Source organism: Planctomycetota bacterium (genome assembly GCA_035384565.1).
GTDB lineage: Bacteria > Planctomycetota > PUPC01 > DSUN01 > DSUN01 > DAOOIT01.
The window spans coordinates 123786-147888 of sequence record DAOOIT010000002.1 but is presented as its reverse complement, the minus strand read 5'-3'; the positions used below and the strand labels follow the sequence as shown (position 1 = coordinate 147888).

Genomic DNA, 24103 nt, shown 5'->3' with positions numbered 1-24103 from the left:
GCACCGGGCCAGTCACGCCAGGATCGCGAAACCCTGAAGACCCTTTTTCCTCCCGCGCGTGGGCGACAGTGGCGTCGCCAGGACCGGAGGCTGCGCCGGCGGGAGGTGAGCAACGTGCGCCGCAGGGGGGCTGCGCTATCCGAGATGCCGGTCACGGAGCCAGGCATGGTCGCGGCTGGTTGCTTGTATCGGGGCGGCCAAGTCTGCTTCTGCGGAGGCCGCGTGTTTCTCCGCCTCGGCCCCCCGGGGATGCTGTCTGCTGCCTGCGTCGTGTGGGATAGGTGAGGCGGTTGCGATGTCTGAAGTTGCGGGGTCGTTGCCCTGCCTTCTTCCGGCTTCTGTGCGCTCCAGGGGCCTCTCTCCCGAACGCATTGGAACATTCGGGGGGGTGGTTCGCAGGTCGGTTCCAGGCGCAGTGTGTGCCCCTGGCGAAGCCCACGGGTTCGCAACCCGCGGGAGGTTCCTGACTCGCGCGTCCAATCTCCCCCGAAGACGAAGAGGCCGCGGAGCGGCCAAGAGGCGCGTCCCTACGCAGAGCGTAGGGACGAGAAGAAGGAGCAGAGTGTAGGGATGAGAAGGTGAGAAATCATGCTCGCCCCTGCGCTCCGCGTGGGGGCGGAGGTCCGGACGTTCCTGGGTCCAACCCTAACCTCCCGCGGGTTCGCAACCCGCGGGAGGTTCCCCTCTGGAGGTGGCGCAGGAATGACAGGTGGCGGGGGCGGGCCGCGTTCACTCGAAGTCGAACTGCTGCACGTCGTCCCAGGTGTTGATGCAGCGTGTGCCGTGGCGCCCCTGGAGGATGATGTAGGCGAGGTCGGTGGGAACGTCTACGAGACTGATCTCCCCGGTAGATCGGTGGCGCGCGATCTTGATGGCGCGGTCGCGGATGCGGGTCATGAGTTCACGGACCTTGCTGTTCTGCGCTTGCGCCTGGTCGCGTTCGCCGGCGGTGGTGAAGCCGGGGGGCCGGCTGTAGTCTTGCGAGAGGGCGCGGCGGAGGTAGGCCGCGGGGTCGCGCACTTTGCCGCGCTCGTGGTTGTAGCGCGTGATCTCGATCTTCTCTTGGATGTAGTCGGGCGGGTATTCGTGGGCGAGCTGGCGGGCCATGGCGTCGGTGAAGAACTGCTTAAGCGAGTCAACAACAGCGGGTTTAGTGCCGTGGTCAATGTTGATGTGGACGTCGCCGTGGATTGTTGTGGTGGTTTTGGTTGGGCCGGTACCTGTTGTTCTGGATCTCTTGTTTGTGCCCTTCCGTGGGGGCAGGATGTCTTCCTGTGGGAGTAGGGGCGCGTGGGTGAAGGGGGTAGCCTTGCCCTCTGCCGGGGACAGGCCTACCCCCGCAGCGGGGCTAGCCTTGCCCTGTGGCGGGGCAAGGTCGATCTGGCAGCCTTCGTAGGAGAAGACGAACTGGTAGGTGTTGTTCCGGTTCCCGTCCTTGTGCTTGCCCGACCAGATGCGGATGAGGCCGTTCTCCTGAAGGCTCTGGAGGGCGGACGCGATGCCGCTGTTGCCCAGGCCGCTGAGGTGCTTGAGGCGCTTGAGCGATGGCCACACGGGCTTGAAATCCCGGTCCGTGTGGATCGCGAGCACGGGGTAGAGGGTGCGCGCCGAGGGCGTGAGCTTCTTCCAGGTGCGCGAGAGCACGAGGTCCTGGAAGAACTTGAAGAAGGCGTTGTTCGACATCGGGTCGCGGCCTGGGCGAGGACGGGGAACAGCCACGAGGCCTGCCATCGGACACAGAGCGCCGGCGCGCGGCCTCCCGCGGCGGCGCATCTCATCAGTTCACGGCCAGCGAGCGGCCGTCGGTGTTCCGGCCGAAGGGCGTCTCGGGCTCGATGCGCTGGTTGGCGTAGGCGCGAAGGCGCTCGATGTCGCTGAGCTCGAACACGCGGTAGCCATTGCGGTCGCGAGCGACGTCGCGGACCTTCGCGGAGCGGAACCATCGCTTGAGCGTTGCGGGAGAGACGCCGATGGCCTTGGCAGCGTCGGCAATGAAGGCGGCCATAGGTCCTCCACTAGATTGCGCGTCTCGGCCCCTGCGCGATGCTACATCTTGTGCTGCGCCAGGTTGACATAGGTTATACCGACCCGCACAAGGTCTGTCAAGCCCAAATATTCAGTCGGTACACATTCCTTTGGGAGGGCGGGTCTCGCCAGCCCCAAGCGCTCGCGGTGTGGGCCGTCGGCTCCCTGGTGTGCCCGCACGCAGGGGGGGCGGCGCGCGGCATGGGCGTTGCAGATACCCCCGCGGCCATCGGAAAAGGGCCTTTTCGTGGGAAGGAATGCGCCGCCGGGCGGCAAAGAGCGCCCGGCGCGCGGGCCTCTGACCCCGAGGGCACAGACGGCAGAACCCCGCGCCGAGGTGTCGCCCGGCGCGCAGGACTATGGGGGGAAGGACTCGCGGCACCGTTTCCGGAATCACTGGGCAAAGGCGTGTGGCTCAGGCTGGCTCGATGGCAGAACAGTGCCGGACGCTCGCGGGGCCTTCCCCCTCCTTTCCCCCGCCCGCGCGGCTACGCCGATCCCGCGGCGAGTATGGCGGCGGCTCTAGAGCAAGGGCTCCCCAACTCCCCCGCGCTGCCCGACCGCCCCGCACCGCGGCCGGGCTCGCTCGCCCGACGGCAAGCGCGTGCGCCGCGTGTGTAACTCCCGTGTGAGGACCTATTTGCCGCCGCGAAGCCCGACAGCCCGGCGCTGTCGGCGGGCAGCTTGGGGCAGCCGGCCGGAGTTCCGGCATGGGGTTTGCTCTCGTCGTTCCGCAATGTTCGGGTGTTCGACAAGAGCCACCAAGGCAAGGAGCAGGACAAGGCGCCCCAGAGGCTGCCAGCTCTCCCGCCTGCGGCGCGCTGTGTGTGCCGCACACGCCGCGCCGGCGCCGGGCCGGCACGGCTGGCTGGCGGCTGCCCTCCGCTGTCTCAACGCCCCGACACCCTTGTCCTGCTCCTGCCCCTTTTCTCGAGGAGAGCGACGGATGGCCCTCTCGACGAACTCCACCCCCCTGGTCGAGGCGCTCCTGAGCAGCTACGCCGTGGAGGCCGAGATGTACCAGGAGTTGCTCTTCCTCGCCCGGGAACAGGGCAGCCTGCTGCGTCGAGGGGAGGGGGTGGCGGAGTACGCCGCCCTGTTTCCGCGCAAGGACGAGCTCCTGCGCGCGATCGGACGGATCGAGCTGGAGCTCGAGCCGCTGAAGCAACGGTGGTGGGACCTGGGGCCGACGCCGGACGCGCGCGAGCGGCTCAACGGCCTGCTCGACCGGATCCTGGGAGCGATAGACGGCCTCCGGGCGCAGGAGATGCGCAACGAGGAACTCCTGGCGAGCCGCGGCGCGGCCGCGCGTCGGGCCCTGCGCGAGGCCCGCGGCGCGGCGGGCCGGCTGGCCGAGTTCACGCCCCATGCGGCCCCTTGCGCGGGATGAGGGAGGGGCTTGATGGGGGTGGAGCGGGTGCTGGTGGCGGGCCCCGAGGGGCCGCGCCGCGCGCTTCTCACCGAGCTGCTGGCGCGCCACGGGTGCCGGGTCGCCGTGGCCGAGAACGGCGCGGAGGCGCAACGCCTCCTGGTGCGCGAGGGGGCCGACCTCGTGTTCGCCGACGTGGCGCGGGAGGATGCCTGGGGCCCGAAGGGCCTGCCAGCGGCCGCGCGCGAGGTGACCCGGGATACTCCCCTGATCGTGCTGGGCCCCGAGGCGGACGGCGGCTGGCTGGCCGCCGCGCGGCGCGCGGGCGCCTTCGGCTGTGTGGCCGGGCCGCTCTCGCCCGAGAGCATCGCGCACTGGCTCGCGCGGGCGGGCGCCTGGCGCGAGCGGCTGGCCGCGCGGCCGGCGCGGCCTGCGCCGCCGGAGCGCGACGCCGAGCTGGTGGGCCGCCACCCGCGGCTGGTGGAGGTGGTGGCCACGGTGGGCCGGGCCGCGGCGAGCAAGGCCACGCTGCTCGTCCAGGGCGAGAGCGGCACGGGCAAGGAACTGATCGCGCAGCTCGCCCACAGGGGCGGCCCGCGCGCCCGCGGGCCCTTCGTGAAGGTCAACTGCGCCGCCCTCTCGGAGACGCTGCTCGAGAGCGAGCTGTTCGGCCACGAACGCGGCGCCTTCACGGGCGCCCTCGCGCTCCGGCGCGGCCGGTTCGAGCTGGCCCACGGCGGCACGCTGCTGCTCGACGAGGTCTCGGAGATTCCCCTCCACCTCCAGGCCAAGCTGCTGCGCGCCATCGAGGAGGAGGAGTTCGAGCGCGTGGGCGGCAATGAGACCGTTCGGGTGGACGTGCGGCTGGTGTGCACAACCAACCGCGACCTGCCCCGCGAGGTGGCCGAGGGGCGCTTCCGCGGCGACCTGTACCACCGCCTGAACGTGGTGCTCGTGGTGCTGCCGCCGCTGCGCGAAAGGCGGGAGGACATTCCGCTGCTGGTCAGCCACTTCCTGCGGCGGTTCCGCCGCGAGTGCGACTCGCCCGTCCGCGCCGTGGCGCGTGAGGCGATGGAGATTCTGAAGCGCCACCCGTGGCCGGGCAACGTGCGGGAACTCCGCAACATCATCCACCGCGCCGTGGTGCTAGGCGCGGGCGAGGTGCTGGGGCCTGGGGACCTGCCGGCCGACGTGGTGGAGGGCCGCTGCGTGGCGGCGAGCGGGGGCCTGGCAGCCGGGCGCTCGATTGACGAGGTGGAGCGCGACCTGATCCTCAGGACGCTCGCGAGCACGGGCGGCAACAAGACCGAGGCCGCCCGCCTGCTGCGCGTGACGCCGCGCACCCTGCGCAACAAGCTCGGGCGCTACGGCGCTGCGAGCGCGGACGCGGGTGTGGGAACCGCCTGAGCGCCGCACGAGCGGCGACGATGTGGACGGGGGCCTGGGCCTCGCCTCTGAGGCCCAGGCCCCCGTGTGTTCGCAGGGGCGATCAGCTCAGGCGGCGGCGCCTTCGGGCCAGCGCCATCAGGCCGCCCACGAGCAGCAGGCACGTGGCCGGCTCGGGCACGCCGGTGAACTGGGCTACGGGGCTGGACCACGTGTCGCCCTGGTACGACACCCGCAGCTGCACCAGCAGGTCCTCGCCGGGCCGGTTGCCGATGTTGTAGAAGATGCCGTTGCCGGCGGGGCCGCCGATGTTGTAGTCGCCCAGCGCCAGCAGCTCGGCGGGGGTGAGCACGCGCAGGAAGTCGGTGGGAATCGTCACGTCGGCCGCGCCGAAGAGGTTGGCTTGCGGGTCGTAGTCCCAGAGCAGCCGCGCATTGTCGCCGCCGCCGCCCTCGGCCTGGAAGAACTCGAAGTCGTGCCAGCCCGGGGTGAGCGACAGGGTGGCATACTGGCCGCCGCCGTTGGAGCCGCCGTTGAAGTCGGTCCAGTTGCCGTCGTTGATGCTCGTAAGGAGGCCGTCAATCACGAGCACGGCCCAGTCGTCGTTATGGTCGTGGAAGCGCACGGTGCGAGGCGCGCCGGGGTTGTTCGGGTCGTCGGGGATCAGCACCTGGCCATAGTGGCGGGTGCTGAAGTTGCCCATGTCGCCGGTGAAGGGGGTCTCGGGCGGATAGGTCGAGCCGCCGCCCACGTTGCTCCAGGCGATCTGCGAGATGAGATAGTCCTGGTGCGGGAGGCCGCTGGTGGCGAGGCCGAGGAGATTGGCCGTGCTGTTGGCGTTGTAGTTGAGGTACCACTCGGACATGACGCCCGGCACGTACTGCATGCGCCAGAGCTCCCAGTGGACCGGCCCCTCGACCTGTCCCGCGGGCAGCACCTGGGCGTAGGCGGCGCCGCCGATGTTGGCGTGGTCGTAGGCGAGGAGGCGGCCCTGGGGGAGGGCCGGCGCCGCGATGGTGAAATGGTCGAAGCTGCCCGTGGTGAGCTCGCCGTTGTTGTGGGCGGTGACGGCGATGCCGAGCTGCACGCTGGCGGGGAGGCCGGGGTTCACGTGCTGGTCGGTGCTGACGTTGGTCAGGCTCCAGGCGCCGGGGACGCCGGCCACGTCGGGCGCCCAGTGCGCGGTGTAGGTGTTGCCCAGGCGCTTGAGCATCATCCAGAACGGGGCCGCCCCGGCGCTGGGCGAGCCGGGCATGAAGGCGCCCGGCCAGTTGGCGCCGGCGCCGGCGCTGTCGCGCCATTGCACCGCGATCTGCTGCGGGGTGGCGGCGAGGAACTGCATGGCGCTGCCGGCCGTGGTGTCGGTGCGTGCCATGAGGCCCACCTTGCGCCAGGCATCGCCGCCGCCCACCAGGCCCGTGAAGCGCGCGATCGCCACGAAATCGCCGACCCACGTGTCGTACCAGAAGTGGCACTGGTCGGCCGTGCCCCAGATGTCGGCGCCGCTGCCCGAGATGGCCACGGGGCCGGGCGGCTGCGCGCCCACGGGCGCCACGCTGCCCGCCAAGCCAGGGCCGCCGATGTCGGTGCTGATGAACAGGGCCTGGGCCGACCCGCACCATAGGAGTGCAGCGCAAAGAGCAATGGACGACGCGTAGACCCGCCAACCGGCCCGAACCATGCCTTGGTCCTCGCTCCTCACGGGGCTTCTGCGATTGTCGCTCTGAGCGGAAGCCCGGCCACCTCCCACACTTCCGCGGGGGTTGACTGCAAATCACGTACCGCGCCCAGGCCCACAGGCCCGTGAGCGCCCGCCCTGCGTAGGGTGCACGCAAGCGCAGGATTGGCAAGGCTTTGCAGGAGTCGAGAGCAGGCTTGAACAGGGCAGAGGCGAGCGGCGACGCGCCGCAGGGACCAGTCCATAGGGCAACACTGCACGGTTTTTCTGACATGGTGTCTTGAGAAGCATACACTGCCCGTGGTCGGCTCACGGAGGCGGGATGGCGTCGCCGGTGAGAGCCTCAGGCACCGGTGCGGCGGCGCTGGAAGTTGTCGAACGCCACGGCCACGATGATGAGGAGGCTAATGACGACGAGTTGCCAGAAGAAGCTGATGTTGAGCAGGATGCAGCCGTCCTTGATGACGCCCATGATGAGGGCGCCGATGAGGGTGCCGATGATGGTGCCCTGGCCGCCGCTGAGGCTGGCCCCGCCGATGACCACGGCGGCGATGGTGCGGAGCTCGTAGGCGTCGCCTAGGGTGGAGTCGCCGGCGCCCAGCATCGAGGCTTCGATCATGCCCGCCAGGCCGCTGAGCACGCCCAGGAGCAGGTAGACATAGAGCGTGTAGCGCTCGACGCGGATGCCCGAGTAGCGGGCGGCCTCGACGTTCGAGCCGATGGCGAAGCTGTAGCGCCCGACGCGCATGTGGTTGAGCATGTAATAGCCGAGGATCACCACGGCGACCGTGGCCGCCGTGGGCACGAAGCCCTGGCCGAGGAACTTGAACTCCTGCTGGGTGATCTCGATGGTGGTGGCCCCGCCGGTGAGTGCGCGGGCGAGCAGGTGGGCGAAGCCGCGCGCCATGCCCATCGTGGCCAGGGTGGCGATGAAGGGGGGCAGCTTGACGCGCGTGATCAGCAGGCCGTTCACGAGGCCCCAGGCGGCGCCGGTGGCCATGCCCACGACAAGGCTCAGCCCCACACACAGCCCCACCGAGGGGCCGACGAGGCTCGACACCAGGGGCATCAGGCTGCGCATGCTCCAGGCGGCGACCACGCTCGAGAAGGCGAGCACGGAGCCGACCGAGAGGTCAATGCCGCCCGACACGATGACGAAGGTCATGCCCACGCCCATGATGACGAAGACGGCGGTGTAGCGCAGGACGTCGCCGATGTTGTCCACCGTGGCGAAGCCCGGCGCCTGCCACGACAGCAGCAGCACGAGCGTGGCGAGGAAGAGGAAGGGCAGGGATTTCGAGAGAAGGTGCTTCATCGGGGGCTCCCGTGGAATGCGGGGTCGGCGTCCAGGAGCCTGTCCATGAACCCACACGGGCTGCGTTGCCGGCGCCAGCGGGGTGGATGCAAGGCGGGGCGACGCAGGCGATGCCACGGAGAGCATCGTCGAGGAGCCGCAACGAAGCAGCCGCCCCGCTGGCGCCGCAACCCGAAGGGACGCCGCGACTTCTGGCCGCGGGCGGCGTCGCTCGTCGTCAATGATGCTCTCCGTTGTATCATCTCCTCCTCGCTCCTTGCCCGCGGCCAGAATCGAAGGCGTCGCAGCCCGCGTGGGTTCATGGACAGGCTCCCAAGGCCATGTGGCGGAGGACCTCCTCCTGGTTGGTCTGGCGCGGGTCGAGGCGGCCGGTCAGCTCGCCGCGGCGCATCGGGAGGATGGTGTCGCTCATCGCCAGAAGCTCGGGCAGGTCGCTCGAGATCATCAGGATGGCGGCGCCCTGGCGGGCCAGCTCGCACAGGAGCCTGTAGACTTCGACCTTGGCCCCCACGTCAATGCCCAGCGTGGGCTCGTCGAAGATGAAGATCTGGCTCTGGGCGTAGAGCCACTTGGCGAGGACGACCTTCTGCTGGTTGCCGCCCGAGAGGCGCACGGCAAGCTGGCGGAGCGACGGGGTGCGGATGTGGAGCCGCCGCACGAAATCCTCGCCCACGCGGCGCTCGGCGGCGAGCGGCAGGTGGGGGCCGCGCATCAGGCGGTCCAGGCCGGCCACCGTGATGTTGTGGCCCACGGGCAGGTTGAGGAGCAGGCCGGTGCGCTTGCGGTCCTCGGTGAGGAGGCCCAGGCCGGCGCGAATGGCGTCGTGGGGCGAGCGGAAGTGGCGCTCCACGCCGTCCACGAACACCCTGCCCTTCTCGATGGGCGCCACGCCGAAGAGGGCCTCGGCCAGCTCGGTGCGGCCCGCGCCGACGAGGCCGGCGAGGCCCACGATCTCGCCCGCGCGGACGCTGAACGAGATGTTGCGGACGCGACCGCCGCGGCAGGTGAGTCCCTCGACGCGCAGGCGCTCGGCCCCGAACGGGGCGCGCTCCTTGGGATACATGTCGGTGAGTTCGCGGCCGACCATGTGGCGGATCATCGTCGCCAGGTCGGTCGCCGCCACGTCGCCGGTGTGCACCCACTGGCCGTCGCGCAGGATAGTCACGCGGTCGCCGATTTCCTGAAGCTCTTCGAGGCGGTGCGAGATGTAGATGACGGCCACGCCTTCGGCCTTCAGGCGGCGGATGATGTCGAAGAGCTGCTTGGTCTCCTCAAGCGAGAGCGAGGAGGTCGGCTCGTCCATGACGACGATCTTGCTGGAGACGACGAGGGCTTTGACGATTTCGGCGAGCTGCTGGTGGGCGCGGCTCAGGCGGCCGACCCGGTCGTCGGGCCGCAGCGGGAAGCCGAATCGCGCGATCACCTCTTCGGTGCGACGGCGCAGGGTGCGCCAGTCCACCACCCCCAGCGGCCTCACGAGCAGCGGCTCGTCGCCGAGGAAGACGTTCTCGGCCACGCTGAGGACGGGGACGAGGTTGAGTTCCTGGAACACCATGGTGATGCCCAGGTCGAGGGCCTGGCGGGGGTGGGCGATGGCCACGGGGCGGCCCGCGAGGCGAATCTCGCCCGCGTCGGGGCGATAGACGCCCATGAGCACTTTCATGAGGGTGGACTTGCCGGCGCCGTTCTCGCCCAGCAGGCAGTGGACCTCGCCGGCGCGCACCGTGAGGTTCACGTCCTTGAGCGCCTGCACGCCTGGGAAGCTCTTGGAGATGCCGCGCATCTCGAGCAAGGCAGGAGAATCGCCGATTTCAGATTTCAGACCGCAGATTTCAGACATCGGCGAACCTTCTCAGAGAGCAGCTCCTCTCCTCCAGACTTCGTAACACTTCAGCCGAATGAAGCGGAGCTTGTAGTGCGGCCTTCAGGCCGTATCCTCGACGTCCAGAACGGGCTGAAGCCCGCACTACGAACTGCCTCGTCCTGTGAAGTGCGTGCCTGACGCGCGGCTTCATTCGGCTGAAGGGTTGCCAGACTTCAATCTGAAATCTGCAATCGGCAATCTCCAGTCACCGCGGCTTCTGCTCCTCGTAGGCCGAGAGCAGGTCCTGCACTTCTTTGCTCTCCAGGTTGTCCTTCGTCACGAGGGCGACCCGGGTGTGGACCTCCTTCTCGACCTTCTTGCCGGCGAGGTGGTCCACGATGGCCTTGACGCCCTGGTAGCCCATCGAGAAGGGGTCCTGGACGATGGTGGAGTCGAGCGAGCCGTCGCGGATGCCGGCGAGGAGGATGGGCGAGGCGTCGAAGCCCACGATCTTCACCTTGCCCACGAGGTTCTTGTTCTTCACGGCGTTGAGCGCGCCGATCGCCCCCGGCTCGTTCGCCGCGAAGATGCCGTCGAGGTCGGGGTTGGCCGTGAGGATGTTGCTCGTGACCTCGAGGCTCTTGGTGCTCTGGCTCATGCCGTACTCCTCGGCCACGAGCTGCATGTCGGGGAACTCTTTCTTGAGCGTCTCGCGGAAGCCCTCCTCGCGGGCCGTGGTGGAGGCGGAGCCGGGGATGACCTTGATGAGAGCCACCTTGCCCTTCTTGCCGAGGATCTCGGCCAGGCGCCGCGCCCCGGTCACGCCGCCGGCGTAGTTGTCGGTCGCCACGAACGACACGTAGACGTCCGTGTCAATGGCCGAATCAATGATGGACACGGGGATCTTGGCGTCCACCGCCTGCTTCACCACGTCCACCAGCGCCGTCTTGCTCGTGGGGGCCAGCACGATGCCATCCACCTTGCGGCTGATCATGGTCTTGACGATCTGCTGTTGCTCGATGTACTTCGTTTCGTCGGTGGCGCCCTGCCAGATGATCTCGACGCCCAGTTCCTTGCCGGCGGCCTGCGCGCCGCGCTCGACGGTGGGCCAGAAGGTGAAGACCTGGGCTTTGGGGATGACGGCGAAGGTGAGCTTCTTCGCGCCCTTCTTCGCCTCCGCGCCCTTGCCGGCGGGCTGGCCCTCTTCGCCGCAGCCGAGGAGAGCGAGGAGAAGGCTGGACATCGTCGCCGCCGCGAGGAGCCGACGCACCATGGTTCGACCTCCAATGGCAAACGCAGAACCGAACCGGGAACGCTGCCCTTGATTATAGGCGTGCCGGCCGGCCCGTCAAGGCACGAGGCCCAGACCCCGCAGGTGCTCGACGCAGGCGCGCACGTGCGCCTCCTGGGCCGCGGGGTCGGGCGACGTGGTCCATTCGCCCTCCAATTCCATAGTGAAGGGGCCGGTGAAGCCGACGCCGTTCAGCACCCTGAACACGCCCGCAAAGTCCACCACGCCCTTGCCGAAGTCGGGGAAGTTGCCGTCGTGGTAGCCGCCCATCGTGTCCTTGAGGTGCACGCTGACGACGTGGCGGGCTTCCTTTGCGACCTCCTCGACGGTGTTGATGCCGTGGTTGTAGTAGTAGACGTTGGCGGTGTCGTAGTTGATGCCGACCCAGGGATGGGCGACGGCGGCCATGGTGGCGGCGGCCTTGGCGCCGTTCTCGCAGAGGTCGGGGTGGGTTTCCATGCCGATCTTCACGCGGTGCTTCTGGCCGATGTCGCCGATCTTGCGCAGCCGCTCGACCACCTGCGGCAGGGGCATGCCGCCGGAGTGCACGCTCGTGAAGAGGCCCGAGCAGCCGAGCGTGGCGGCCTTGGCGCAGTAGTTCTCGAAGAGGTCGAAGAGCGTGGCATCGGCCAGCGGGCAGGGGGACGTGAGGGTGGCGGCGCGGAGGCCAGCGTCGGCCAGGAGTTTGCGGACCGCCGCCGCGTCCTCGTCGGGGCCGAGGTTGATCTCGACACACGGGATGCCGAGGGCCCTCACCCGGTCGAGCGCCAGTTGGGGCTTGGCCGGATGCCCGATCCTGTACGACAGAACGTTTGCCATGGCCTCGCTGCTCCAAGAAGAGGGAGAACCTGTGTCGCGGGCGCAGGCCCAGAGTGTAGCGTCCACGGGCCGCGTGTCAAGCGGGGGTCAGGGGTCAGCCGCCGAAGAGGCGGCGCAGGAGGCCGACGTGCTGGCGGCGGCCGCAATGGGGGCAGCGGCGGAGGCCGCCGAGCTCCGGGTGGCCGCAGTGGCGGCAGGCCCCGGCCGGCGCGTGAGACCCGGCAGCCTCCGCGCCACGGGGCGCGGGCGGGTCGGGGTGGCCGCCCAGGAGCGCGCGGAGGCGTTCCTGGGCCTCGGGCGGCAGGTCGCCGAGCGGGCCGCTGGCCAGAGTGGTGGCGATGACGCTGCTCGAGCGCGAGGTGGTGACACGCACCGCTCCGCCGAGGGGGACATCGTGCGAGACAGATGTTGCGTGGGTGTGCAGGGCGAGGGTGAGGGGGCCCTTGGCCGCGGCGAGACGGGTGACGGTGTCGAACCGCGAGCGGTCGCCCTGTGCACGGCCGAGGCTGTCGAGCAGGTGCCCGAGGGCGCCGAACACTTCCGCCGCCTGCTGCGGGTGGAGGGCCTTGCAGGCTCGGAGCAGGGCCTCGTCAATGCCCTCGCCGGGCGCCAGCTCCTGCAAGGCGCGCTGGAGAAGCTGCCGGCCGTCCACTCGGATGTCTGTGCTCACGTCTCCCCTCCCATCCAAGCTCCCGACCACGCTGCCGGCCGTCCTTCCACGAATCTCCCACAGAGGTTACCTGCCGCGCGAACGCAGGAGGGGCCAGGGCAGGAAGGGCACGCCGGTGGAGGACTCTCGCTCCTCGTAGCGGAGGCCATCGTCGGACCAGCGGCCTTTCGGCTCGGCCACGGATGCGGCGGGCATCGGGGTCTGGGGGGCCACGCGGAGGGCCTGAGGGGGTTGACTCGCGGGGGTCTGAGCCGTGGTCTGATAGACGGCGGGGTCGAGGCCCCCGCAGCCCGCGAGCGCCGCGGCCAGTCCCACGACAGCTCTCGCTCTCCAGGGCATCGCCCGCGAGCGGCGACGGCCTGCGGCGCTCCTCATCGTCCTGCCTCTCCACTGGGTGGGCGGGTCAGGCGTCCAGGTTCCTTCCGTGCGTGGGGGCTCGGAAGGGCCGGTGGCCGGGTTCGGCGCTGCGGTTGCGCAGCCGCGGTTTGGTGGTGTACATGTGCTGATCGCTCTCTTGCCGGAGCTGTTCGACGGCGGCGATCACGTCGCCTTCGAGCTTGCCCTGTGCGGCGCCGATGCTGACGGCGAAGGGCTTGCCGGCCACAGTGCACGCGCGCACGGCGGCCTGGATGCGCTGGCAGATGGCCTCCAGGCTGGCGGGCTCCACCCCGATCAGGAATGCGACGAATTCGTCGCCGCCGAGGCGGCAGGCCACGTCGGCCTCGCGGAGCGCCGAGCGCAGAATGCCGGCCACGCTCTTGAGCACCTCGTCGCCGGCCGCGTGGCCCAGCTCGTCGTTGATGTCCTTCAGCCCGTCCACGTCCAGCGTGATCACGGCCACGTTTTCGGCGCGGCGGCGCGCCAGGTGGGCGAGCGGGGCCACCGCCGTCCAGAAGCCGCGGTGATTGAGCAGGCCCGTGAGGGCATCGCTGTTGGCCGCCTTGAGCAGTTGGCGGTTGCGCAGCCAGAGCTGGCGGGTGGTCTTGGCGATCAGGTCCAGCTCGGGGGAGCCCTTGGTGTATTCGCAGAGAGCGACCAGGAAGCCGTCCAGATGCTCGCTGTAGCGGTCGGGCGCCTCGGGCTCGAGGCAGCTCAGGAACTGCATCAGCGTGTCGAAGGCGGGGTGAAGGAGGCACAGCTCCAGGCGCAGGGCCAGCAGGGCGCGGTCGCGCACGTTGCCCAACTGCGCGGCGCTGGCCTCCACCGTGCCCACGTCGCGCGCGACCGATTCGAGCTCCGCCATCACCCTGTCTGGGTCCTCGAAGAGCGGCGGAACGATGCCCTCGGCGGCCATCTTGGTGAGGCGCGACCAGTAGGTGACGTGCAGGTCCTCCTCCTCGCTCATCTGGTTCCAGCAGGCGCGGAGCTTCTCGTCCGGTTCCGTGTCGGCGAGTTTGCGGTAGATGCCGGCAGCCGCGCGGTCAATGGCCGCACACAGACCCAGAAGGTGAGGCATCGGTTCCTGCATCGCGAGTCTCACTTCACAGGAGGCCGTTCTCCGGTCTTCTCGCCGCCCCTGGTCATGTGGTTCCACGCCTCCGGGGCAAGCCTGCGCCTGGGGGCATTATGATAAACGAACTGGCGACCGAACGCAAGCGCTCGCGTTGCCGCGCGGGATTCCAGCCTCGGGGCCTCCCGAGCGGGGCATCCGCGCGCGCGAGGCGCTCGCCGAAGCGCGAGGGCGTCGCTCAGCGGTCAACCAGCAGCATGTCGGCCACCTCGAGCGGCAGCGTGACGAGCATCGCGCCCCCCTCGAACCTGGGCCGCAGCCTGCCCTGCGCCACGCTGCGCACCAGGGCGGCGGAAGCCAGCCCGTTGACCTTGACGGTGAGGGCCTTGAGCGGCCTGCCCGTGTAGTTCATCAGCGGGACGGCGAGCCGATGCGGCTGCGCCGTGTCTATCACGCTGGTCTCGACGAGTGGCTCGCTGCACGCCACGGGCCGCTCGAACCCCCGGGGCAGAAAGTCCTCCACTAAGGCTCGGCGGAGCGACACATCCATCGTCGTGGGCAGGTAATGAGCATAGGCGGCGTCTGTGGCGCCGCGGTCTACGGGTCTAAGTGGCAGTCCGCTCTTGAGATATGACAGGCCCGGCATGAAACCGAAAAGCACCGCCTTGCCCTTCCCGTGCTGCTTCTCGACCACAGCCGGCTGGCCGCCGGCGAACGAGCCGACCACCTTGCCATCGGTGGGGCTGAGGCTTTGCTTCCACGCGATGACCTCGGCAGTCGTGGCCGCCCAACGGGCGGTGTCAAGCGGGGTGGACGGCGGAAGGTCTTGTTTGGCCAGTATTTGCGGCATGGCTGGGTCCTTGGTGATGCCTGCGCTCTTCGCGCCGTAGAGGGCCTCGGCGTCGGGATTGGGCTGCCCGTACTCGTTCACGAAGCCGCCGCCGCAGAGAGCGACCGCCGTGCCGCCGGCCTTCACCCATTCGGCCAGTGCTCTGATCGCCTTGGAATGGGCATGCTGCTGCGTGATGTAGATGAGTGCGTAATCCTTTGCCAGGCCGTCAATTACGTCGTCTTCCGTGAGGAAATCCACGGGCACATTGGCGTGGCGGAGGGCGTAGTAGATGGCCTTGCGCTCCGCGTTGTGGATGCCGCCCTTGAAGTTCGTGTCGCCCGTCAGGATTTCGTCTACCGGTGACAGGAGCAAGGCGACTCTGGCGGGGCGCACGCGGCCATCGAGCACATAGTCCTCGAAGATGCCTGCCTCGTGGGTGACGTCGTGGACGGCTCGCCACATGTCCAAGCCTTCTGTGGAGATGTAGTTCTCGGTGCCGCCCGTGGCGAGAGGCGAGGCGCAGAAGTAGTTGATCTTGGTCGCCCCGTGGGCGATGCAGGTGTAGAAGGAGAGGCGGAAGTCGCGCGGTGTGTTATTGGGGAAGTGGGGCATCACGTACATCAGGATGGGCAGACCATGATACTTGGCGCCGCAGCGGAAGGCCGAGGTCAGGTAGCCAACGATCTGGACGCTCGCTTCTGGGATTTGGGAGACATAGTCTTCGCTCCATGGCATGGTCATGCCGCGCATCTTAAATGGCCGAGCCCACTGGAGATCTGTCACGAGATAGTTCGCGTGGGGCGAGTAGTTGGCCCCCGTGAGCACCGCCTTGCCGGTGCGCTCTTCGAGCCAGCGGGTGGCCTCAGCATAGTGGCGAATGCCCTCCTCGAAGGCCCACAGACGCGAATAGTAGTAGAGCGGCTGAGCGGGGTCGTCGGTGAACCTCACGTCGCCGGGGACTGCGATGCCCCTCTCCTTGAGCCAGGCAGCGAGGCGGGCGTCGTCGCCCTTGGCGGGCGGGATGTGGATCTCGTCGCCATAACTCACTATTGCCACGTGGGATAGCTTGCCATTCCGGTCGGCGTCCTCGACGGTCTTCTTGAACGCATCGAGGTTGCCGGGCGACCAGTGGGCCACGATGGCGCTTCGGCGCTTCGGCACGCCGAGCCGCTCGGCCCACGGGCCGCGAAGCGGCGTGAGCGTGTTGTCGCCCAGGGCCAGGGCAATCTCGGTCGCCAGCCGGCCAATCTCGTTGTCCTGGCTACAGGCTCCGCTGAACTCCATCAGCCCGTAGATCGGGAGCCGCTTGGGCGTGGAGCCGATGCGGGGGAAGCGGGCGATCTCCTTCCTAAGCCATTGTAAAGCTTTAACTTGCGTGCGAATCGTGCGATTCACGGTGACGTTGCCCGGCATCTCGAAGGTCACGGGAGAATAGTAGCCGCCAGCGCCCTTGACCCGCACGGTGCGGATGGTGTCGAGCCTGCCGCCGCGCGTTGGGATGGCGAACTCGATCTCGAGGTCCAGCTCTTTCTGCTTGGCATCCTTGTACTTAGCGACGGGGAACCACTGGCTGTTGTTCAGGGCGTCGAGGGCCTGGCCCATCGGCACCCAGCCCGAGCGCTCGCCGGGCTGGAGGTACTCGCTGTCGGGGATGGTCTTGAGCTGGGCGTGGTCGAGGGTCGGTGCAAGCAGGGCGGAGCGCACGGCATTGGAGCGGGGGCCGGCGATCTGATACTTCGTCTCGGACACGAGCCGCCCGCTCTTGAGCACTTGCGTGGTGGGCCAGTCGCGCACGTGGACCCAATAGGGCGAGTGCTGGCCGCCGCCGAACGGCTCGATGACGGGGATGCAGGGGCCAAGCCCGTCCTTCGGGTTGCGGAAGCGCACGAACAGGTCGCCATCCTGGACGAGCCAGCCGTCGAGTTCAAGGTAGCTGGTCTTCTTCTGGGCTTCGAGGCCCTCGGTGTCGTTGGTGAGGCACACGACGTCCACGTGCCGCTCGGCGGCCATCTTGCGGGGCAGAGCCGCCCCGCCTGCCGAGTCGAGTTGCGGCCCGGCGATCAGGCGAAGGGTGGCCGGGCCGGCGGCGAGTTTCACCGCATCCTTCACCTGCCACACGATATTGTCGGTGCCGCCCCAGCCGAAGCGCTCCATCGGCACGCGCTTGTGGCCGTTGAGCGGCCAGATCTTCGGGTCTTCCAGGCGGCCGAACATCTGACGGTAGACGGTCTTGCCCCCCTGCTCGACCTCGAGGGTGAACTCGACCGAGAAGTTGTAGGGCTGCTCGTAGCGGGCGAAGACCTGGAACTCGCCGGCGTATGGAATGGCGACCTCTTGGGTGGCCACGGCCTCCTTCCCCGCGGGCACCTGCGCCGGCGCGCTCAGGCAAGCCATGCGCGAGAGGAAGCAAATGGCGAAGGTCGAGGCGAAGTAGTTCTCGGGGAAGGGCAGCACCTTCCACTCGCCGCGGGTCACCCTGAAATCCTCCGCCTCGGCGAGCAGGCGCAGCGGCTTCTCCGCGCCCGCGAAAGCAGACAGAGCCGAGGCGGCGATCAACCACGCGGCTTTCAGGCGACGCAGGCTCATGGCGTTCTCCAATGCAGCAAGTCGCGGCTACGGGAACATCTGCCGCCCTGCACTATACGCGGCCCGCGAGCCGAGTCAAGCGCTGGCGTTTGACAGCCACGCGGGCCCGCGCTAATCTGCCGGCCAAAGGCCCCTCTGGTCCTCCTGGGAGACATCGCGATGAATCTCTGGTTGACACTGGGCGTGATGCTGGCCGTGGTGGCGCTGGCCTCGGCGGGCGAGGAGGCCAGGGTCTCGTGCGTCAAGGCCCCGCCGCTCGACAAGGCCAATGCCTTCTACGTCTCGAACAAGCCGCCGCTCGCGCCCAGCCCCTTCGTGAAGCTGCCCATCGGGGCCATCACGCCCCGCGGCTAGCTGCGCCAGATGCTGGAACTCGAGGCCGAGGGAATGACGGGCCACCTCACCGAGATCGCCCACTGGTGCAAGAAGGAAGGCAACGCCTGGCTCAGCCCCACGGGCGAAGGCCACAGCCCCTGGGAAGAAATGCCCTACTGGCTCAAGGGCTTCGGCGACCTCGGCTACGTGCTCCGCAACGAGCGCATCCTCGCCGAGGCGAAGGTCTGGCTCGAAGGCATCCTGGGCAGCCAGCGCGACGACGGCTACTTCGGCCCCCGCGCCAACCTCACCAACATCGGCGGCAAGCCCGACGTCTGGCCCCACATGCTCGCCCTCAACTGCCTCCAGTCCTTCCACGAAGCCACGGGCGACCCGCGCGTGCTGCCCTTCATGGCCAAATACTTCCGGTGGCAGCTCAGCGTGCCCGACGACGATTTCCTCCGCCCCTTCTGGCAGCAGCAGCGCGCCGGCGACAACCTCGAGAGCGTCTACTGGCTCTACAACCGCACGGGCGACGCCGAGTTGCTCAAGCTCGCCGACAAGATACACCGCCGCATGGCCCGCTGGGACCAGGGCGTGGCCAACCACCACAACGTGAACTTCGCCCAGTGCTTCCGCGCCCCCGCCATCTACTGGATGCAGGCGAACGACGCAAAGCTCCGCCTCGCCGCCTACCGCAACTACGACGAGTTCATGGGCGAGTTCGGCCAGCAGCCCGGCGGCGGCATGGGCGCCGACGAGAACGCCCGCAAGGGCTACACCGACCCCCGCCAGGCCATCGAGACCTGCGGGATCGTGGAGTTCATGCACAGCTTCCAGATGCTCACCAGGATCACCGGCGACCCGCTCTGGGCCGACCGCTGCGAAGAGATCGCCTTCAACAACTTCCCCGCCTCGCAGACGCCCGACCTCAAAGGCCTCCACTACCTCACCGCCGCCAACCAGCCGCAGCTCGACACCCGCAACCACGCCCCCGGCATCCAGAACGGCGGCAACATGTTCGGCTACGACCCCCACAGCTACCGCTGCTGCCAGCACAACGTGGCCATGGGCTGGCCCTACTACGCCGAGGAACTCTGGCTCGCCACGCCCGACAACGGCCTCGCCGCCTCCCTCTACGCCGCCTGCGAGGTCGAAGCCAAAGTGGGCGAGGGCGGCACCGTGAAGATCACCGAGGCGACAGAGTACCCCTTCGGCGAAGTCGTCACCCTCACAATCGCCGCGGCCAAGCCGGTCCGCTTCCCCCTCTACCTCCGCATCCCCCGATGGTGCGCCGCGCCGAAGCTCACCCTGAACGGCACCCCCCTCGACGCCACGGCCGAGCCGCTCCACTTCCTCACCATCGAGCGCGAATGGAAAGAAGGCGATAAGCTGGAACTGACGCTGCCCATGAAGCTCTCCGTCCGCGTCTGGGCCAAACACGGCGGCGCCGTCTCGGTGGACCGCGGCCCCCTCAGCTACTCCCTCAAGATCGGCGAAGAATGGAAGCGCTACGGCGGCACCGACAAGTGGCCCGCCCTCGCCGTCTTCCCCACCACCCCCTGGAACTATGGCCTTGAGATAGACCCCGCAGCCCCCGAAAAGTCCATCTCTGTCCATTCTGTCCGTAAGGAGCTGCCCCTCCAGCCCTTCACCCCCGACGCCGCGCCCATCACCCTCACCGCCAAGGCCCGCAAGATACCCCAGTGGACCTTCGACCGCCACGGCCTGTGCGCCACGCTCCAGCCCAGCCCCGCCTACACCACCGAGCCGATCGAGACCGTCACCCTCATCCCCATGGGCTGCGCGCGGCTCCGCATCGCCGTCTTCCCCACCGTGAGCGACAAGCCCGATGCCCACCGCTGGGCCGAGCCGCCTCAGCCCGCCTACGTGGCCACCGCCTCCCACTGCAACCACAGCGACACCACCGACGCCCTCTGCGACGGGCAACTCCCCAAGGCGTCCAACGATCAAAGCATCCCGCGCTTCACCTGGTGGGACCACAAGGGCACGGCCGAATGGGTCGCCTACAAGTTCCCCAAGCCCCGCACCCTCACGTGGAGCGATGTCTACTGGTTCGACGACACGGGCCGCGGCCAATGCCGCATCCCCGCCTCCTGGAAGCTCCTCTACAGGGACGGCAACGACTGGCGCGAGGTCAAACTCGCCGCGGACGCAAAGTACGGCGCCGCGAAGGACGCCTTCAACAAAGTCACCTTCGAACCGGTCACCGCCGCCGAACTTCGCCTCGAAGTCCAGCTCCAGCCCGACTCCTCCGGCGGCATCCTCGAGTGGCGGGTCGGCGGCGAAGAGGCGAAATGAGGCCCATCAGGGCTCAACGCTCCTGCCCCGGCGGCAACAGGGGATCGGGGGGACGGGCGTAGCGGCGCCGGCCCTTCCCCATAACCATATATGCGGCAATCTCTTACGCTCGCCAGCCACTCCCCGTCCCATACTTGCTCATCCCGCAGGTGAGCGAGTATGGCCGGAACCGCGAGAATCGCCAATCCTCGCCCATCTGTCCATACTTGCTCACTTCCCCCCACACAGGGTTGAGCAAGTATGGGCGGGGCGCGCCCGCCAGGCCCCCGGGAGAGCCCTCCCGGAAGAACCGCCATCACGCCTCCGCCGGATGAAGTGAATGTGGCACACGCTGTGCCCCCAGTTGGAACCCGCTTCATCCGGAGGTAGGAAAGGCCGAGGGACCCGTGAGGATCCTGATTGACGCGAGCGTGTTCATCGGCGTCGAGCGGCAGGAGCTGGACGTTGACGCAGTCGTGGCCGGCCTGCACGGCGAGGACGACTGCCTGATTTCGGCGATCACAGTGAGCGAACTGCTCCACGGCGCGCACCGGGCCAAATCGCCCGGTGTGCGGGCGCGGCGGGCCGCCTTCGTCGAGCGCATCCTCGAACTGTTCGCTGTCCTGCCGAGCGACCTTCCGACGGCCCGGCTCCACGCCCAGTTGTGGGCTGACCTCGAGTCGCTCGGCGCAATGATCAACCCACACGACCTGTGGCTGGCCGCGGCCTGCATCGCCCACGATCACACACTGGCCACAGGCAACGTCAGCGAACTCTCCCAGGTCCCCGGCCTCAAGCTCTGGCCGGCCAGATGAACGCCAGCCACGGCGGCGCGGAGCACGCAGGGCGATGCTCGGCGGGCGCCCCGCGTAGCCGGCGCCGCCGGCGGCGCGAGCCGGAGGGGCGCATCACAGCGCGGAGCCGACGAAGCCGGTGCGGCGGCGCAGGAAGTGCGTGCGCTTCTCGGGCGGAAGGGCGAGCAGGCGGCGAATCTGCTCCAGCTCGGCCTTCTCGGTCTCGGCCTTGAGGCGCTCAAGCCTCTTCTCTCTGCTTTCGCTCACGGGCGGTTCGCTCCAGAAGGTCGAGCACGGCGAGGTCGCGCGGCCGCCGCATTGCCCACGAGCACCGCCTCGAGCTTCACGGCCGCCAACCCCTCGGCGATCGCGGCCAGGAATGGCGCGGCATCCATCGCACGGCTCTCCGAACCCCCTGCCCGATTATAGGCGGGGGGCGCGCAAGTCAAGAACCGCTTGCGCAGCAGCACGCGGCGCGGTATCATCGGGCGCGGTTGCCCAAGCCCCGCCCCGCGTCTCTGAGGAGGACAGGCCATGGTCGAGACCAACATCCCCGCGGCGTCCGCGAAGCTCGAGGCCATCATCCGCGAAAACCTCCAGACCGTGTGCGGAAAGAAAGTCTACCGCGGCCACGCCGCCGAGTACACGCCCGCCGTATGGGCCGTGCGCCAGGCCGTGCAGCAGGGCCGGTTCAAACCCAGCGACCTGCTCCGCCGCAAGGCGCACTGGCACCCGGACTTCGAGGTGGACCTCGCGGACGACCTGGCGCAGCACAACTACAAGTTCGCCATCCGCATCTTCAGCAAGCTGGTCCAGCACACCAGCGACGGCCGCCCGGTCATCTGGGTCACGCCCGTGGGACCGATGGGCCACTACCCCATCATCGCCGAGCTGCTCAACCGCGTGGACCACACGTGCGTGGACCCGCGCCTGGTCTTCCCCTTTGCGATGGACGAGTGGGCCAGCCGCGACGGCAAGCCGGTGGACGCGCGGCAGTTCCCCTACATGACCTCGTTCAAGCAGGACATGGAGGAGCAGTTCTACAGCAAGATCAAGCCGGCGATGCGCATCCCCGAGGAGAACCGCCACTTCGCCGCCGGCGAGGGCCTGCACGCCTACGAGCACGACATGAACCTGCTCCTCGACCAGGCGGCCGGCGTGATCTTTACCGGCGGCGTGGGCAAGATCGGCCACATCATGTTCTGGGAGAGCACCTTCGGCGCACGCCTGGGCAGGGCCCTCAGCGAAAAGGTGCTCTGGGTCCGCGGCGCGCCCCTCACCTACGGCACCATTGACCAGAACGAAACCACCTCGAGCGGCTCGGCCCCTGTACCCGCCTTCGCCAACACCATCGGCCTGGGCCTCTTCGTGAAGCTGCGCCAGTACGGCGAAAAACACCCGGGGCGGGTGAACGCCTTCTTCGGGCTGGACAACGACGAGGAGCCGCTGAAGTGGCAGCGCTTCATCGCCCAGTGCATGCTGGCGATGGACGAGGCCGACCCCAGCTTCGGCGCCAGCTACGTGCCCACCATGCCGGGGGCCTACATCATCGTGCGCAGCCACGTGGAGAAGAACTTCAACGTCGCATCGAAATGAGCGATGCATTCCAGGGCATCGCCTGCGTCGCCGCGCTTCGCATCCAGCCCGCTGACGCCGGCAACGCAGCCCACGGGGGATTCTCGGACAGGCTCCTAGCCGCCCCGTCACTGCCCCCCAGTGTAGATCACCACGTCGGCCCGGCCTCGGTCCGCGCGGCGCAGGCGGCGCGAGTGGGCGGGGACCAGGCTGATCGTGAGGATGGTCAGGCCGGGGTCGCCGCGGCGCAGGCGCTGGACGAGGCCGCCGCCAAAGTCGCTGTGGAACGCGCCGACGAGGTGAATGACCTTCCCCTTCCCGTCCTTCGCCGCCCTGAGGACCGAGGCCGCCATCGTGGCGTCCCATAGCTCCTGCGCGCGGAACATGGCAAGCGCGTCGAGTGGCTTGCGCTCGGCCGGCTTCTTCTCCTCGGCGGGTCTGGGCGGAGGCTCGGGCGGCTGGGCCGGCGGCTCGGGGGGCTTGGGGCTCTCCGGAGGCTTCTGGGCATCCGGCTTCGGCGGCACGGGCGCGGCGTGGCGGCGCATCTCGGCGCGGAACCGGCGCCAGTACGAGCCGCCGACCGTCCAGGCCGGGATGCCGAAGAACCCGCGTTCGGCCTCGGGCAGGCGGCGCAGGGCCTCGTAGCCCTCCCTGCGGGCCAGCTCGGCGTGCCTGCGCGGCGTGTTGGCCGCCACCACGCGGGCCTTCGCCGCCCGGGCGGCATCCACAATCGGTTGGAACCACTTCCTCCAGGTGCCCTTGCCCGCCCAGTCGGCGATGCCGGCCTGCTTGATGAACTCCTCCTCGGTCACCTTGCCGGCGAGGTAGCCGTCCACCGTCGCCTGGTGGTCGCGCGTGAGCATCTCCATCGAGACGGCCGAGCCGGGCCACCGCGCAAGCGCGTCCTGCACGAGGGCCAGTTCGACCGCGTGGCCGGCCTCGACCGTGTGCGTCTCGCCGACCACGACCACGTCGGCCCGGCGCACGGCCTCCAGCAGATCGTCCCAGGCCAGGGCCAGGCCGTCGTCGCCGCTGAACATCGCCAGCTCGCGCGGGACGGAGAGCGATCGGGTCACGGCCTTCTCCCCTGCCAGCGTGTCGCGGAAATGGCCTTGCCAGAAGCCCGCCGGCCCGCAGCCTGAGAGGGCGGCGAGGCAACCGAGCGCCCCCAAAGTCAGGCCCCTCCGGGTCATGAGGTGCCCTTCGTGGCCCGGAATGCCCTGAGCAACTCGGCTGGCGTGATGGCCGGGATGACGGAGCGGGCATAGTGCCGCGTGTTCCGGGTAACGATGCGAGTGGCGCGGCAAGCAACCGCGGCCGCGACCTGCATCGCGTCCTCAAGATCGGGCATGTCCTGGTCCAGCGCGAATTCCATATCCACGTGCCCGACGGTGACGATGCGGGTGTGCTGAAGCAGTTCCCTGATGGCCTCCTTTGCGGCTGCCCTGCCCTCACCCGATGCGTAGTAGAAGAGCGTTGCCAACGAGTGCCAGCTCACATAGGTCGGGATAGCATGCGCCTGGCAGTAGTCCATGCAGTCCCGGCTGGTGAGCGCCCAGGGCATACGCTTGAGGACGATATCGATCAGGATATCGGTGTCCACCAGCACGATCATCCGAACTTCCTCTCCAGCGCGCGCATCCTGGGGTCATTGGGCCGGTGGGCCTTCTTGAGCTTCCCCATCCACTTGCTTGCCCACAGTGGCTGCTCGGAGCGGGTCCTCTCGTCTATCAACTCCTCGCAGAGGCGAGAGAGGGTGGTGCGCTGGCGAGCTGCGTACTCCTTCCCACGGATGATGGTGGACCGCTTCACCGATAACGTCAGCTTGGCTTTGGTTTCCATGGCGTCTCCTCTCATACGTATAGTCTAGCCCGTCCATACGTAGGTGTCAAG

General features: G+C 68.6%; 21 protein-coding genes. 6 read left to right on the top strand and 15 right to left on the bottom strand.

Going from position 1 to position 24103, the window contains the following annotated elements; all coding sequences use genetic code 11:
* Positions 1-729: 729 nt before the first annotated feature.
* Together PLE19_01335 and PLE19_01330 are read right to left on the bottom strand one after the other, a co-directional pair.
* The gene (locus PLE19_01335) at positions 730-1683 is read right to left on the bottom strand and encodes a helix-turn-helix domain-containing protein (GenBank protein ID HPD13561.1); all 954 of its coding nucleotides are present in this window, start codon (positions 1681-1683) and stop codon (positions 730-732) included.
* A 94-nt stretch (positions 1684-1777) separates the two neighbouring features.
* Positions 1778-2005 carry a MerR family transcriptional regulator gene (locus tag PLE19_01330; protein HPD13560.1) on the bottom strand — a complete coding sequence of 76 codons (228 nt, stop codon included), beginning with the start codon at positions 2003-2005 and terminating at the stop codon, positions 1778-1780.
* 966 nt (positions 2006-2971) lie between these two features.
* On the opposite strand from PLE19_01330, the gene PLE19_01325 reads away from it, so the two are divergent.
* Complete coding sequence (locus tag PLE19_01325) at positions 2972-3415, top strand: hypothetical protein (protein ID HPD13559.1); 444 nt, start codon at positions 2972-2974, stop codon at positions 3413-3415.
* Positions 3416-3427: 12 nt separating this feature from the next.
* Positions 3428-4801, top strand: a complete 1374-nt coding sequence (locus PLE19_01320; protein HPD13558.1) for a sigma-54 dependent transcriptional regulator — start codon at positions 3428-3430, stop codon at positions 4799-4801.
* A gap of 82 nt (positions 4802-4883) precedes the next feature.
* Here PLE19_01320 and PLE19_01315 read toward each other — a convergent pair whose 3' ends face one another.
* The 9 genes from PLE19_01315 to PLE19_01275 form a co-directional block, all read right to left on the bottom strand.
* Positions 4884-6461, bottom strand: coding sequence for a PEP-CTERM sorting domain-containing protein (locus PLE19_01315; protein HPD13557.1), 1578 nt, complete (start codon positions 6459-6461; stop codon positions 4884-4886).
* Positions 6462-6801: 340 nt separating this feature from the next.
* A complete protein-coding gene (locus PLE19_01310) occupies positions 6802-7773 on the bottom strand; it encodes an ABC transporter permease (protein ID HPD13556.1) in 972 nt (323 codons plus the stop codon).
* A gap of 298 nt (positions 7774-8071) precedes the next feature.
* Positions 8072-9613: a sugar ABC transporter ATP-binding protein gene (locus PLE19_01305; GenBank protein ID HPD13555.1), complete on the bottom strand. Its 1542-nt coding sequence runs from the start codon at positions 9611-9613 to the stop codon at positions 8072-8074.
* Between the two features lie 229 nt (positions 9614-9842).
* Positions 9843-10850 carry a substrate-binding domain-containing protein gene (locus PLE19_01300; protein HPD13554.1) on the bottom strand — a complete coding sequence of 336 codons (1008 nt, stop codon included), beginning with the start codon at positions 10848-10850 and terminating at the stop codon, positions 9843-9845.
* Between the two features lie 75 nt (positions 10851-10925).
* Positions 10926-11687 (bottom strand): sugar phosphate isomerase/epimerase family protein, encoded by a 762-nt coding sequence (locus PLE19_01295; GenBank protein HPD13553.1) that lies wholly within the window; start codon positions 11685-11687, stop codon positions 10926-10928.
* 94 nt (positions 11688-11781) lie between these two features.
* Positions 11782-12357 carry a hypothetical protein gene (locus PLE19_01290; protein HPD13552.1) on the bottom strand — a complete coding sequence of 192 codons (576 nt, stop codon included), beginning with the start codon at positions 12355-12357 and terminating at the stop codon, positions 11782-11784.
* A gap of 66 nt (positions 12358-12423) precedes the next feature.
* Complete coding sequence (locus tag PLE19_01285) at positions 12424-12732, bottom strand: hypothetical protein (protein HPD13551.1); 309 nt, start codon at positions 12730-12732, stop codon at positions 12424-12426.
* A gap of 28 nt (positions 12733-12760) precedes the next feature.
* A complete protein-coding gene (locus tag PLE19_01280) occupies positions 12761-13813 on the bottom strand; it encodes a diguanylate cyclase (protein ID HPD13550.1) in 1053 nt (350 codons plus the stop codon).
* Between the two features lie 232 nt (positions 13814-14045).
* Positions 14046-17225 carry a beta-galactosidase trimerization domain-containing protein gene (locus tag PLE19_01275; GenBank protein ID HPD13549.1) on the bottom strand — a complete coding sequence of 1060 codons (3180 nt, stop codon included), beginning with the start codon at positions 17223-17225 and terminating at the stop codon, positions 14046-14048.
* Positions 17226-17384: 159 nt separating this feature from the next.
* Here PLE19_01275 and PLE19_01270 point away from each other — a divergent pair, with 159 nt between their 5' ends.
* From PLE19_01270 to PLE19_01260, 3 genes are all read left to right on the top strand, one after another.
* Positions 17385-17579: a hypothetical protein gene (locus PLE19_01270; GenBank protein HPD13548.1), complete on the top strand. Its 195-nt coding sequence runs from the start codon at positions 17385-17387 to the stop codon at positions 17577-17579.
* Between the two features lie 9 nt (positions 17580-17588).
* Positions 17589-19862 carry a glycoside hydrolase family 127 protein gene (locus tag PLE19_01265; GenBank protein HPD13547.1) on the top strand — a complete coding sequence of 758 codons (2274 nt, stop codon included), beginning with the start codon at positions 17589-17591 and terminating at the stop codon, positions 19860-19862.
* 386 nt (positions 19863-20248) lie between these two features.
* Positions 20249-20656, top strand: coding sequence for a PIN domain-containing protein (locus PLE19_01260; GenBank protein ID HPD13546.1), 408 nt, complete (start codon positions 20249-20251; stop codon positions 20654-20656).
* A gap of 93 nt (positions 20657-20749) precedes the next feature.
* On the opposite strand, the gene PLE19_01255 is transcribed toward PLE19_01260, so the two are convergent.
* Complete coding sequence (locus PLE19_01255; protein ID HPD13545.1) at positions 20750-20902, bottom strand: hypothetical protein; 153 nt, start codon at positions 20900-20902, stop codon at positions 20750-20752.
* Between the two features lie 267 nt (positions 20903-21169).
* Here PLE19_01255 and PLE19_01250 point away from each other — a divergent pair, with 267 nt between their 5' ends.
* Positions 21170-22231 (top strand): hypothetical protein, encoded by a 1062-nt coding sequence (locus PLE19_01250; GenBank protein ID HPD13544.1) that lies wholly within the window; start codon positions 21170-21172, stop codon positions 22229-22231.
* 107 nt (positions 22232-22338) lie between these two features.
* Here the strand turns inward: PLE19_01250 and PLE19_01245 are convergent, their stop codons facing one another.
* The 3 genes from PLE19_01245 to PLE19_01235 form a co-directional block, all read right to left on the bottom strand.
* A complete protein-coding gene (locus tag PLE19_01245) occupies positions 22339-23286 on the bottom strand; it encodes a ChaN family lipoprotein (GenBank protein ID HPD13543.1) in 948 nt (315 codons plus the stop codon).
* A gap of 113 nt (positions 23287-23399) precedes the next feature.
* A complete protein-coding gene (locus PLE19_01240) occupies positions 23400-23825 on the bottom strand; it encodes a PIN domain-containing protein (protein ID HPD13542.1) in 426 nt (141 codons plus the stop codon).
* Positions 23822-24052, bottom strand: a complete 231-nt coding sequence (locus PLE19_01235; protein HPD13541.1) for a DUF6364 family protein — start codon at positions 24050-24052, stop codon at positions 23822-23824. Before PLE19_01235 ends, PLE19_01240 begins: the two co-directional genes overlap by 4 nt.
* Between the last annotated feature and the right edge of the window lie 51 nt (positions 24053-24103).